Genomic DNA, 11,856 nt, shown 5'->3' with positions numbered 1-11,856 from the left:
TCAGGCGCGCTTCGATTCGTTGACCAGACGCAGGATCATCGGCGTCAGGATCAGCTGCATGGCGAGGTCCAGCTTCGGCCCCGGAATGACGATGGAATTGGCGCGGCTCATCCACGAGCCCTGGATCATCGAGGTCAGATAGGGGAAATCGATGCCGCGCGGGTTCTTGAAGCGGATCACCACCAGGCTTTCGTCCGCGGTGGGGATCCAGCGCGCGATGAACGGGTCCGAGGTGTCCACCACCGGCACGCGCTGGAAGTTGATGTCGGTTTCGGTGAACTGCGGGCAGATCACATGCACATAGGCATGCATCCGGCGCAGGATCACGTCGGTCACGGCCTCGGTCGAATAGCCGCGGCTGGCCTTGTCGCGGTGGATCTTCTGGATCCACTCCAGGTTGATGACCGGCACCACGCCGATCTTCAGGTCGGCCTGGCCGGCGATGTCGATGCCGTCCGACCTGACCGCGCCATGCAGCCCCTCGTAGAACAGCAGGTCCGAGTCGGGGGCGAAATCCTCCCATGCGGTGAACTGGCCGGGGGGCGTGCCGTATTTCTCGGCCTCGCGGTCGTCGTGGACGTAATGCCGGGTCTGGCCGGTGCCGGTCTCGCCGTAGTGGCGGAACACCTGCTCAAGGCGCTCCAGCTCGTTGGCCTCGATGCTGAAATGGCTGAAGGTGTGGTCGCCCGTCTCGGTCCGGCGCGTCAGTTCCGCCTTCATCGCCGCGCGGTCGAAGCGGTGGAAGGCGTCGCCCTCGATGCTGACGGCGGTGATGCTTTCGCGGCGGAAGATCTGGTCGAAGGTGTTCTTGATCGTGGTGGTGCCTGCGCCCGACGAGCCGGTGACAGAGATGATCGGGTGTTTCTTGCTCATGGTGTCCCTTCTTTTTCCAGATCAGGCCCGGAACAGGCCGCGATGGCCGAACAGTGCCGAAACCTCGGTCTCGGGCAGTTCGTGATAGGCGGCGATGCGGGCGACCTTCTCGGCCGAGCCGAAGACGAAGGGCGTGCGCTGGTGCAGGCTCGCCGCGCCCTGGTCGAGGATCGGGACCAGCCCGTTGGTGGCGCGACCGCCGGCCTGTTCGACCAGAAAGGCGATGGGCGCGCATTCGTAGAGCATGCGCAGCCGGCCCGAGCCGTAGCCCTTGCGCGCGTCGCCCGGATACAGGAACACGCCGCCCCGGATCAGGATGCGATGGGTTTCCGCCACCAGCGAGGCGATCCAGCGCATGTTGAAGTTCTGTTCCCGCGGGCCGTCGCTGCCGGCCAGGCAATCGTCGATATAGGCCCGGATCGGCTGCGGCCAGTGCCGGTAGTTCGAGGCGTTGATGGCGAATTCCAGGGCGCTTTCGGGCATCTCCTGCCGGGCCGTGACCAGCCGGAAGCCGTCGCTGTCGGGGTCCAGCGCGTAATGCTGCACGCCGTCGCCGAACGTCACCATCATGGCGCAGCGCGGGCCGTAGATGATATAGCCGCCGGCGATCTGCTGGCGCGCCGGGCGCAGGAAGCTGGCCTCGGCCGTCGCCTCGGCGGGGTAGATCGAAAAGATCGTGCCGATCGAGACATTGGTGTCGATGTTCGAGGAACCGTCCAGCGGGTCGATGGCGACGGCCAGGCGCCCCGCGGGGTCCAGCGCCACGGCCTCGTCCTGTTCCTCAGAGGCGAGCCAGCGCACCCCCGCGCCGGCCAGCGCCTGGCGGAACAGGTCGTCCGCCATCACGTCCAGCGCCTTCTGCCCGTCGCCATCCGCATTGGTCCCGACCGGCGAGGCAAGGTCGCCGCCCCGGCGGATGATCGCGGCAAGCCGGGCGCCGGCCTCGGCCATCGCCTGCATCACGGGCCGAAGCTCCTCGGGAATGCGGTCGGTCTGGATTGTCTCGGCGGTCATCTGCCCCTCCTCTGGCGCGTCCCGTCTTCTTGTTGACATGTCCAGATTTTAAGGAACATTTAATAATGCAAAAAAGTATTTCGGAAATTCTGAATGAAGCGGATCAGTGCCATTACCCTGCGCCAGCTGCGCGTGCTGCGCGCGGTGATCGACAGCGGCTCTCTGACGGGCGCCGCGGGGCAGCTTAGCCTCAGCCCGCCCGCGATCCACAGCCAGCTGCGCGCGCTGGAAGACCTGATGGGCGCGCCCATGGTGATCCGCGGCGAGCATGGCGCCTTCCTTGCCACCGAGGAGGGGCGGACGGTGCTGGAGGCCGAGGCGCAGATCGCCATCGCCCTGGAAACCTGTGCGCGGCGGGTGGCGGCACTGCAAAGCGGCCATACCGGCAACGTCTCGCTGGGGGTGGTCTCGACCGGCAAGTATTTCGCGCCGCGCCTTGTCGCCGACCTGCGCCGCGCGCTGCCCGAGGTCGAGGTGACGCTGCGCATCGGCAACCGCGACACGGTGATCCAGTGGCTGACCTCGCGCGCGCTGGACCTGGCGATCATGGGCCGGCCGCCGCGCAACCCGGCGGTGGTGGCCGAGCCCATCGGCCCGCATCCCCATATCATCGTCGCGCCCCCCGATCACCGGCTGGCCACAGCCGATCCGGCGACGCCGCGGGATCTGCTGGCCGAAACCTATCTGGCGCGCGAGCCGGGCTCGGGCACGCGCATCCTGATGACGCGCTTCCTGGACCGGATCGGCGACGGCACGCCCTGGCGCATGGTCGAGATGGGCACGAACGAGACCATCAAGCAGGCGGTGATCGCCGGGCTGGGGATCGCGCTGATCTCGCAGCATACCGTGACCGAGGAATTGCGCGCCGGCCGGCTGGTGGCGCTGAAGGCCGAGGGGCTGCCGATCCAGCGCAACTGGTTCCTGATCCGGCGCGAGGACATGGCGCTGTCGCCGGCGGGGCGGCGGGTGCATGACCATATCCTGGGGCTGAAGGGCACCTTCCTGCCCGCGGTCGAATCCTAGGGGCCGGCCGCGGCGGATCGCCGGCGGCCGGCCCCCTGGGCCTTGCCTTTGACCTTGCGCGATCAGTCCTCCAGCGGCTTGCCGGCGGTCTCGCGCGCCATCAGCATGGCGACCAGCGCCAGCGCGGCGGCGCCGACCAGGTACCAGGCCGGCGCCAGCTTGCTGCCGGTCACGCTGATCAGCCAGGTCGCGACGAAGGGCGCGGTGCCGCCGAACAGCGCATTCGCCGCGTTGAAGCTGAAGGCGAAGCCGGAATAGCGCACGCGGGTCGGAAAGATCTCGGACAGGAAGCAGGGCAGGGTGCCGTCGTTGATGGTCAGCAGCGCGCCGAAGGCGATCTGGATCAGCACGATGGTGAGGAAGCTCGCGCCGTCGAGCATGCTGAACAGCGGCACGGTCAGCGCCATGAACAGCACCGAGGCGGTGATCAGCGCCGTCTTGCGCCCCAGCCGGTCCGACAGCATGCCCATCAGGAAGATCAGGAAGATGTAGCTGGCCAGCGAGATGCTGGTGGCCAGGAAGGCCTGCGCCTTGCCCATGCCCATCTCGGTCGAGAGATAGGTGGGCATGTAGCTGAGGATCAGGTAGAAGCCCACGGCGTTGAGGCAGGTGACGCCGAAGGCGATGGCGATCTGCCGGCGATGGTTGCGAAACAGCTCGCGCACCGGGGTGGCCTCGACGTGATGGGTCTTTTCCAGCTCGCGGAATTTCGGCGTATCCTCCAGCCGCAGCCGGATATAAAGGCCGATGAAGCCCAGCGGCAGCGCCAGCAGGAAGGGGATGCGCCAGCCGAAGCTTTGCATCTGCGCCTCGTCCAGGAAGGCGAAGAGCCCCGCCGACATCAGCGAGCCGGCCAGCAGCCCCGCGGCGGTCGAGGCCGGCACGATGCTGGTGTAAAGGCCGCGGCGGTGGGTCGGCGAATATTCGGCGATGAACGAGGTGGCGCCGGCATATTCGCCCGCGGCGGAAAAGCCCTGCACCATGCGCACCAGCAGCAGAAGCACCGGCGCCAGCAGGCCGATCTGGTGATAGGACGGCAGCAGCGCGATGACGGTGGTGGCGCCCGACATGATCAGGATCGACCAGGACAGCGCCGTGCGCCGCCCGACCCGGTCGCCGATCGCGCCCCAGATGATGCCGCCGACCGGGCGGATGATGAACGAGATGGCGAAGACCGCGAAGGTCGCCAGCAGCGCGCTGGTCGGCGCGATCTCGGGGAAGAAGGCATGGGCGATGACGGTGGCGAAATAGCCGTATGAGGCATAGTCGAACCATTCGACGAAATTGCCGACGAAGCTGGCGCCCAGCACCTTCCTGACGACATCGCGCGAGACCTCGGCGTCCGGCGCCGCATCCTGCGGCATGCCGGCCGCCGCGGCGAGCGTTGGATTGGACATTGATTACCCTCCCTTGGGTGTTCCTGCCGGCCTCCTCTGCCGGCAATGGCCTTTCGGCCCGGCCCGCGGGGGATGCGGGCCGGTGGCGGCGGTCGGAACCGCCGTTACGCGATCCGCCCGCCGGGTGGTCCGGCGGGCGGCGGGGGTCAGGCGGCCTTGGCCTTGCCCTTGACGATCAGATGCTCGGGTCCATAGGGGAAGCCGGTGATGTTGCGGTTCCCGCCTTCCTCGATCACCAGGATGTCATGCTCGCGATAGCCGCCGGCGCCGGGCATGCCCTCGGGGATGGTGATCATCGGCTCCATCGAGACGACCATGCCGGGCTCCAGCACCGTCTCGCAATCCTCGCGCAGTTCCAGCCCCGCCTCGCGGCCGTAATAGTGGCAGAGCACGCCGAAGCTGTGGCCATAGCCGAAGCTGCGGTATTGCAGCAGGTTCTGGGCCGCATACATCTCGTTCAGCTCGGCCGCGATCTCCGAGCATTTCTTGCCCGGCACCAGCAATTCCTTGCCGCGGTCGTGGACCTTGCAGTTGAACTCCCACAGCCGGATGTGTTCGTCGCTGGCCTCCTCGGCGAAGAGCGTGCGCTCCAGCGCGACGTAATAGCCCGCGACCATGGGGAAGCAGTTCAGCGACAGGATGTCGCCGCGCTGGATCTTGCGGCTCGTCACCGGGTTGTGGGCGCCGTCCGTGTTCACGCCGGACTGGAACCAGGTCCAGGTGTCCAGCAGCTCGGCATGCGGCCAGGTCTTGGCGATCTCGCGCACCATGGCGGCGGTGGAATGCAGCGCCACCTCGTGCTCGGGCACGCCGACGGCGGTCGCTTCGACGCAGGCCGCGCCGCCGACATCGGCGATGCGGGCCATCTCGGTGATATGGGCGATCTCCTCGGCCGACTTGATCATGCGCAGCCGCATGGCGGGGGCGGCGATGTCGACGAACGCGACGCCGGGAAATTCCGCCTTCAGCAGGTCGAGCAGGTCGATGTTCACATGGTCGAACTCGATGCCGATGCGCTTGGCGCTGCCGGCAAGCTGGCGCAGGGCATGAAAATAATTGTCCTTCTGCCAGTCGGTATAGGTGACGTTGCCACCGAAGCTTCGCCGCCAGGGCTGGCCGCCGTCGATGCCGGCGCTGATCGTCGTCGCCTTGTCATGGTCGATCACCAGCCCGTAGCGGCGGCCGAACTGGCAATAGAGGAAATCCGCGTAATAGTTGATGTTGTGATACGAGGTGAACAGCGCCGCATCGACGCCCGCCTGCGCCATATGCGCGCGGATCGCGTCCTGGCGGCGCTGCATTTCCGTGACCGAGAAGGTCGGGGCCGCCTTCTCGCCATTGCCGACGAAACTTTGAAGCCTGTCGCGTTGCATGGGATGTCCTCTTTGTTCTTTGGGGGTTCGGATGGCGTCAGGATCGGGCGTGCAAGGGGTCTTGTCAAAAGACCGTTTCTCATGCTTCGCTTGAGAAAATCTCAACTTCTGCGGATCGCTTCCCATGTCGCTTCTGCCGCTCAATGCCCTGCGTGCCTTCGAGGCCGTCGCCCGGCTGAAAAGCTTCAAGGAGGCAGCGAAGGCGCTGTTCGTCACCCAGTCGGCGGTCAGCCACCAGGTCCGCCATCTCGAGGAATTCCTGGGGGTTGCGCTGTTCGACCGCTCGGGGCCGCGGCCGCGCCTCCTGCCGCGCGGGCAGGAGCTGGCGCGCACGCTGAGCCTGTCGCTGGCCGAGATCGAGGCGGCCTGCAAGCGGGTGCGCATGGCCGGCGGCGCGCAGCCGCTGGTGATCGCCGCCATCCCCTCGGTCGCGATCTGCTGGCTGATCCCGCGGCTTTCGCGCTTTCGGCAGGCGCATCCCGACCTGGCGCTGCGCGTGGTCTATGCCATGCACGGGCAAGAGATCGACTTTCGCAGCACGCATTTCGCCTTCGTCTTCTCGGATGGCCCGCCGGTCATGCCGGGGGTGCGGGTGCTGGCCTTCCTGCCCGGCGAAAGCGCGCCGGTCTGCAACCCCTCGCTGCTGTCCGGCCTGGGCGAGGCGCCGCCCTCGGCCGCCGGGATCAGGGCCGCCGGGCTGCTGCACGACACCGACACATCCGCCTGGCGCGCCTGGCTGGCGCGGATGGGCGAGGGCATCGGCCCGGACGAGGCCGGGCCGGTCTTCGAGGATTTCAATCTGCTTCGCGCCGCCGCCCTGGCCGGGCAGGGGGTGGCGCTATGCCCGCTGGCGATGATCCGCGATGACCTGGACAGCGGCCGGCTGGTGCAGCTGTCCCCGGTCACGGTGCTGGAAAACTATGGCTATTACCTGCTGGCCAACGATCCGCAGCCCGCCGACCTGGCCGAGAACGCCCAGGCGTTCCAGGACTGGGCGTTCCGCGAAAGGGATGCCGGGCCGGACGGCTGATCCGGGTCAGGACCGTGCCGGTTCGCGCGCCGCGACCGGGTGCAGCAGATGCGAGAAATCCGGCCGCCGCGCCAGCACGTCGGCCAGGCTGTAGCCGTCCAGCACCGCCATGAACCCCGCCATCGCCTCGTCCAGCACCGAGGTCAGCCCGCAGGCCGGCGCGATGATGCAGGTGCCGCAGCCGACCAGGTCGAAATCGTCCTCGGTATGGCGGACCAGCGCGCCGACATTGATCTCGGCCGGCGGACGGGCCAGGCGGATGCCGCCGTTGCGCCCGCGCAGGCTGGCCAGGAAGCCGGCATGCACCAGGTCGTTGATGACCTTCATCAGGTGGTTTTGCGAAATGCCATAGGCCTGCGCGATCTCGCCGATCGAGCAGAGCCGCTCGGGCTCGCGGCCCAGATACAGCAGCACGCGCATGGCATAATCGGTATAGCGCGTCAGGCGCATCGCAGGCTCCGATAAAACATGTATCCTGATTGCATGTTTCTGGCGGCAAAGATACATGTATCCACAATACATGTTTTGAGTCGCGGCCGATCCCTTGCCGCGCCCCCTTGCAGGAGAAGCCGAATGCCGCAGCCGCTGAGCGCGCAGACCATCGCCCTGGTCAAAGCCACCGTCCCCGCGCTTGAGGCGCATGGCCTTGACATCATTCGCGAAATGTATGCGCGCATGTTCCAGAACCCGGACATCCGCGACCTGTTCAACCAGACGCACCAGGGCGGTTCGGAATCGCAGCCGCGCGCGCTGACCGGGGCGATCCTGGCCTATGCCAACAATATCGACAACGTGACGGCGCTGGTTCCCGCGGTCGAGCGCATCGCCCAGAAACATGTCGGCCTGCAGATCCTGCCCGAACATTACCCCCATGTCGCCGAGGCGCTTCTGGGCGCCATCCAGGCGGTTCTGGGCGATGCCGCCACCGACGAGGTGCTGGATGCCTGGGGCGAGGCCTATTGGTTCCTTGCCAATATCCTGATCGCGCGCGAGCGGCGGATCTATGACGAGCAGCTGGCGGTCGAGGGCGGCTGGAACGGCTGGCGCGACTTCCGCATCGACGAGGTGATCCGCGAAAGCAGCACCATCGCCTCGTTCATCCTGCGCCCGGTCGATGGCGGGCCGGTGATGGCGCACAAGCCGGGCCAATACCTGACCTTCTGGCTGGAGATCCCCGGCCATGCCCCGGCCAAGCGCAACTATTCGATCTCGGCCGCGGCGAACGGCCAGACCTATCGCATCTCGGTCAAGCGCGAGCCGCAGGGGCTGGTCTCGGGCTGGCTGCACCAGCAAAGGCCGGGCACGGTGCTGAAGGTGGCCGCGCCCGCGGGCGAGTTCTTCCTGCCCGACCGGCCCGAGCGGCCGGTGGTGCTGCTGTCGGGGGGCGTGGGGCTGACGCCCATGGTCGCCATGCTGGAGGCGCTGGTGCAATCGGATGCGCCGGTGCCGGTGCATTACATCCACGGCACCCACGACCGCGACACCCATGCGATGCGCGCCCATGTCCGCGCGCTGGCCAAGCGGCGGCCGCAGATCACCGTCACCGATTTCCACCAGACGCCGCTGGCGGACGAGGTCGCGGGCCGCGACTACGACCATGCCGGGCTGATCACCGAGGAATGGCTGCTGGCCAATACCCCCTCGGAGGCGGCGGATTACTATATCTGCGGCCCGCGCCCCTTCCTGCGCGCGGCGGTGGCGGCCTTGTCGCTGGCGGGCGTGCCCGCGGACCGCATCCATTACGAGTTCTTCGGCCCGGCCGACGAATTGCTGGCCGCCTGAGGCGGCCTTGGGCCGACGCTGCCCGGCCCCTTGCCAAGGGGCTTGGCAGCGCGCCGCGGCTTGTGGCAATGCGGAACGGACGCCCGGTCCCCCGGCCGGGTGCAGCATCCGGGAAACCATCGTGCCGCAATCTGTTGCTGACGACAGCGAACGCTATATCGCGCGGGGCATTGCCCATGTGAAGCTTGCGACGCCGGTCCGGGCGCCGATCACCGTGTCCTTCGTGCTGATGCCGCGCTTTACCATGCTGGCCTTCACCTCGGCGATCGAGCCCTTGCGGGTGGCCAACCAGCTGACCGAGCAGGTGCTGTTCAAATGGCGCATCCACAGCGAAAGCGGCGCGCCGATCACCTGCTCGAACGGGGTGCCGCTGCTGCCCGACGCGCCGCTGTCCGAGGCGCTGGCCTCGGATTACGTGCTGGTCTGCGGCGGGGTCGAGCCGGATGCGGGGTGCAGCGCCGAGCTGACCGACTGGCTGCGCAAGCAATGGCGCCATGGCGGCACCGTGGGCGGGCTTTGCACCGGCGCCTATGCGCTGGCCCGTGCCGGCATCCTCAACGGCCGCCGCTTTACCCTGCATTGGGAAAACATCCCGAACTTTACCGAGAAATATCCCGACCTGGTGCCCGAGCGGCGCATCTTCTGCATCGACGAACGCATCGTCACCTGCGCCGGCGGCGTCGCCTCGGCCGAACTGGCGCTGAAGCTGATCGAGGATTACTACGGCGCCGAGCTGGGCCAGGCGGTGATGAACATGTGCCTGCTGGGCCAGATCCGCCGCGGCGAGGACGAACAGCTGAGTTCGCTTTCCGTCCGCCTGGGCACGCGCAACGACCACCTGATCCGCGCCGTGGCCTATATCGAGGCCCATGTCGAGGACGAGATCGACCTGGCCGAATGCGCCCGCCACCTGGGCATCTCGCGCCGCCAGCTCGAGCGGCTGTTCCAGCGCTACCTGGACACGACGCCGCTGCAATACCTCAACAGGGTGCGGCTGCAGCATGCCCGCTCGCTGCTGACCGAGACCAATCTCAGCGTCATGCAGGTGGCGGTGGCCTGCGGCTTCGGCTCGTCCTCGTATTTCTCCAAGGTGTTCCGGGGGCAATACGGCATGTCGCCCTACAAGTTCTCGCTGACGCGCAAGCGGCCGGGTTAGGGCCTGGTCCGCGCCCTGCGCTATGATCGGCCGAATCGCCAGCGCAGGAGGACGGGGGATGGACAAGGGCAGGGCGGCGGCGGGACGCATCCGCATCGGCATCGGCGGCTGGACCTATGAGCCCTGGCGCGGCAGCTTCTATCCCGAGGGGCTGGCGCAGCGGCGCGAGCTGGAACATGCCAGCCGCCGGCTGACCTCGATCGAGGTCAACGGCACCTATTACGGCGCGCAAAAGCCCGAGAGCTTTCGCAAATGGCATGACGAGACGCCCGAGGATTTCGTCTTTTCGCTGAAGGCGCCGCGCTATGCCACCAACCGCAAGGTGCTGGCCGATGCGGGCGAAACCATCGCGCGCTTCCTGTCCGGCGGGGTCATGCTCTTGGGCGACAAGCTGGGGCCGATCAACTGGCAGTTCATGGCGACGAAGAAATTCGAGCCGGCGGATTTCGAGGCCTTCCTGAAGCTGCTGCCCGCCTCGGCCGAGGGCAGGGCGCTGCGCCATGTGGTCGAGGTCCGCCACGAGAGCTTCCGCACGCCCGCCTTTACCGAGATGCTGCGCGAGCATGGGGTGGCGGCCGTGGTCGCCGCGGACGGCAAGTATCTGCAGATCGCCGATCCGACCGCGCCCTTCGTCTATGCGCGCATCATGGGCACCAGCGCGGACGAGGCGCTGGGCTATTCGCCGGCCGCGCTGGATCTTTGGGCGGAAAGGGCGCGGATCTGGGCCGCGGGCGAGCTGCCCGAGGGGCTGGATCATGTCGGGCCGAACGCGGTCCCGGGGCCGCGCGACGTCTATCTTTACGTCATCGGCGGCCACAAGGCGCATAATCCGCAAGCCGCGATGGCGCTGATCGAGCGGCTGGGCTGAAGGCCGCGGAGGGTCCGGCCGCGGACCGGGGGTCTTGCCGGCAAGGTCCGGCCCTGCCAAGCTGCAAGGCAGGGAGAACGCGCATATGGACGGACAGCAGAACAGCCGCAAGTCGCTGGACACGGCGGAAATCGGCGCGCTTGCGCATCTTTACCGGGCCGAAATCTATCGCTCGACCATCTGGCGCACGCGGCTCGACACCACGACGAACTGGTCGGTGGTGACGCTGGGGGTGGCGCTGTCGATCACCTTTTCCTCGCCCCAGGCATCGCCGTTGCCGCTGGTTCTGGTCGGCATCCTCATCATCTTCTTCCTGATGCTGGAGGCCCGGCGCTATCGCTATTTCAACGTCTGGCGCGCGCGCTGCCGCTGGATGGAGCTGAACTTCATGGCGCCGATGCTGCGCGACGGCGATTTGCGGCTGGAAACCGGCTGGCAGGACCGGCTGGCCGAGGATTACCGCCGCCCCGCCTATCACGTCAGCCTGCGCACTGCCATCGGCCGGCGCATCCGGCGCAATTACTTCTGGATCCTGCTGATCCAGACCGCGGCCTATCTGGGCAAGCTGGGGGTGCATCCGACCCCGCTGCAATCGGCGGGCGAATTGCTGGAGCGCGCCGCCATCGGCCCGATTCCGGGTTGGCTGGTGCTGGCCTTGGGGCTGGCCTATTGCCTGTCCTGGGGCGCCATCGCCCTGTGGAGCCTGCGCGAGGACCGCCAGCGCGCCCGCTGGCGCCAGGATCCGCTGGGCATGGGGTGAGGGCCCGTCGGGCCGATGCAAGCGCGCGCTTTTCCTGACGCATTCCCCCGGCTGAATGCAGGATGTATGGCGGGGCGATCCAGGATCGAGGGTGTGGCCGGGGCGGCCGGTGTTTGTGTCCCGGCGGTGCGGCCGGGTGCCGGACGGCCGCGCCGGGATCGGCTGCGCCGCTGGCGTCGGGGGGCGTTGCCCCCCGCGTTTCCTCCACCCCTCGACGGGGTGGAGGAAACGTCCCCCCAGGATATTTGGGCACGAAAGAAGGGCAGGCGCCGCCGCCGGTGGTCGAGGCGGCCAGGCCTCGGCAGGCTGGAGCCGGCGCAATGCCACCCCATCGGCCCAAGGCGCCGAGGGATATGGCGCCGGCAGCCGCGCTGCACTAGGCTGGCGGGATGCTGGTCGATCCCAAACACCCGTTCTTCCGCCCGCTCTGGGTCCGCGTCCTCTGCGTCCTGCTGCCCCTGCTTTGGGCGGCGTTCGAGGCAGCGGGCGGCGCCTTCTTCTGGGCCATCCTGTTCGGTGCGGCAGGGATCTATCTTTTCGTGGCGCTTTTCCTGGGGCGTGGCGACGGCGGATGATGTCC

The 11,856-nt window shown here is 67.6% G+C and carries 12 protein-coding genes; 7 read left to right on the top strand and 5 right to left on the bottom strand.

Annotation, left to right across the window (positions count from 1 at the left end):
* A complete protein-coding gene (locus FE811_RS05820; protein WP_036757648.1) occupies positions 1-873 on the bottom strand; it encodes a phosphoribulokinase in 873 nt (290 codons plus the stop codon).
* A 21-nt stretch (positions 874-894) separates the two neighbouring features.
* A complete protein-coding gene (locus tag FE811_RS05815; protein ID WP_036757647.1) occupies positions 895-1,887 on the bottom strand; it encodes a class 1 fructose-bisphosphatase in 993 nt (330 codons plus the stop codon).
* Between the two features lie 93 nt (positions 1,888-1,980).
* Between FE811_RS05815 and cbbR the strand changes: the two genes are divergently transcribed.
* Positions 1,981-2,910 (top strand): LysR family regulator CbbR, encoded by a 930-nt coding sequence (cbbR, locus tag FE811_RS05810; protein ID WP_116222624.1) that lies wholly within the window; start codon positions 1,981-1,983, stop codon positions 2,908-2,910.
* Positions 2,911-2,972: 62 nt separating this feature from the next.
* Here the strand turns inward: cbbR and FE811_RS05805 are convergent, their stop codons facing one another.
* Both FE811_RS05805 and FE811_RS05800 read right to left on the bottom strand, forming a co-directional pair.
* The gene (locus FE811_RS05805; RefSeq protein ID WP_036757645.1) at positions 2,973-4,307 is read right to left on the bottom strand and encodes an MFS transporter; all 1,335 of its coding nucleotides are present in this window, start codon (positions 4,305-4,307) and stop codon (positions 2,973-2,975) included.
* A gap of 146 nt (positions 4,308-4,453) precedes the next feature.
* Positions 4,454-5,680: an aminopeptidase P family protein gene (locus FE811_RS05800; protein WP_116222625.1), complete on the bottom strand. Its 1,227-nt coding sequence runs from the start codon at positions 5,678-5,680 to the stop codon at positions 4,454-4,456.
* Between the two features lie 124 nt (positions 5,681-5,804).
* On the opposite strand from FE811_RS05800, the gene FE811_RS05795 reads away from it, so the two are divergent.
* Entirely contained in the window at positions 5,805-6,710 is a 906-nt protein-coding gene (locus tag FE811_RS05795) for a LysR substrate-binding domain-containing protein (RefSeq protein ID WP_072463161.1), read from the top strand.
* 6 nt (positions 6,711-6,716) lie between these two features.
* Here the strand turns inward: FE811_RS05795 and FE811_RS05790 are convergent, their stop codons facing one another.
* Positions 6,717-7,160, bottom strand: coding sequence for an Rrf2 family transcriptional regulator (locus tag FE811_RS05790; protein ID WP_114536208.1), 444 nt, complete (start codon positions 7,158-7,160; stop codon positions 6,717-6,719).
* A 123-nt stretch (positions 7,161-7,283) separates the two neighbouring features.
* Between FE811_RS05790 and hmpA the strand changes: the two genes are divergently transcribed.
* The 5 genes from hmpA (at position 7,284) to FE811_RS05765 (ending at position 11,851) form a co-directional block, all read left to right on the top strand.
* Positions 7,284-8,492, top strand: coding sequence for an NO-inducible flavohemoprotein (gene hmpA, locus FE811_RS05785; RefSeq protein ID WP_116222626.1), 1,209 nt, complete (start codon positions 7,284-7,286; stop codon positions 8,490-8,492).
* A gap of 121 nt (positions 8,493-8,613) precedes the next feature.
* The gene (locus tag FE811_RS05780; protein ID WP_140846958.1) at positions 8,614-9,648 is read left to right on the top strand and encodes a GlxA family transcriptional regulator; all 1,035 of its coding nucleotides are present in this window, start codon (positions 8,614-8,616) and stop codon (positions 9,646-9,648) included.
* Positions 9,649-9,706: 58 nt separating this feature from the next.
* Entirely contained in the window at positions 9,707-10,516 is an 810-nt protein-coding gene (locus FE811_RS05775) for a DUF72 domain-containing protein (protein ID WP_116222627.1), read from the top strand.
* A gap of 85 nt (positions 10,517-10,601) precedes the next feature.
* A complete protein-coding gene (locus FE811_RS05770) occupies positions 10,602-11,276 on the top strand; it encodes a DUF2270 domain-containing protein (RefSeq protein ID WP_116222628.1) in 675 nt (224 codons plus the stop codon).
* A gap of 389 nt (positions 11,277-11,665) precedes the next feature.
* Positions 11,666-11,851 carry a hypothetical protein gene (locus tag FE811_RS05765; protein ID WP_114536211.1) on the top strand — a complete coding sequence of 62 codons (186 nt, stop codon included), beginning with the start codon at positions 11,666-11,668 and terminating at the stop codon, positions 11,849-11,851.
* The last annotated feature ends 5 nt before the right edge of the window (positions 11,852-11,856 follow it).

The sequence above is a fragment of the Paracoccus sp. FO-3 genome, assembly GCF_006386455.1.
Taxonomy (GTDB): domain Bacteria; phylum Pseudomonadota; class Alphaproteobacteria; order Rhodobacterales; family Rhodobacteraceae; genus Paracoccus; species Paracoccus versutus.
This window is presented reverse-complemented; position numbering and strand designations above follow the sequence as displayed.

Coding starts and splice junctions, on each gene's coding strand:
- FE811_RS05815 (WP_036757647.1), bottom strand. CDS start 1,887: ATGACCGCCGAGACAATCCAGACCGACCGCATTCCCGAGGAGCTTCGG.
- FE811_RS05775 (WP_116222627.1), top strand. CDS start 9,707: ATGGACAAGGGCAGGGCGGCGGCGGGACGCATCCGCATCGGCATCGGC.
- FE811_RS05790 (WP_114536208.1), bottom strand. CDS start 7,160: ATGCGCCTGACGCGCTATACCGATTATGCCATGCGCGTGCTGCTGTAT.
- FE811_RS05770 (WP_116222628.1), top strand. CDS start 10,602: ATGGACGGACAGCAGAACAGCCGCAAGTCGCTGGACACGGCGGAAATC.
- FE811_RS05765 (WP_114536211.1), top strand. CDS start 11,666: ATGCTGGTCGATCCCAAACACCCGTTCTTCCGCCCGCTCTGGGTCCGC.
- FE811_RS05805 (WP_036757645.1), bottom strand. CDS start 4,307: ATGTCCAATCCAACGCTCGCCGCGGCGGCCGGCATGCCGCAGGATGCG.
- FE811_RS05820 (WP_036757648.1), bottom strand. CDS start 873: ATGAGCAAGAAACACCCGATCATCTCTGTCACCGGCTCGTCGGGCGCA.
- FE811_RS05800 (WP_116222625.1), bottom strand. CDS start 5,680: ATGCAACGCGACAGGCTTCAAAGTTTCGTCGGCAATGGCGAGAAGGCG.
- hmpA (WP_116222626.1), top strand. CDS start 7,284: ATGCCGCAGCCGCTGAGCGCGCAGACCATCGCCCTGGTCAAAGCCACC.
- cbbR (WP_116222624.1), top strand. CDS start 1,981: ATGAAGCGGATCAGTGCCATTACCCTGCGCCAGCTGCGCGTGCTGCGC.
- FE811_RS05795 (WP_072463161.1), top strand. CDS start 5,805: ATGTCGCTTCTGCCGCTCAATGCCCTGCGTGCCTTCGAGGCCGTCGCC.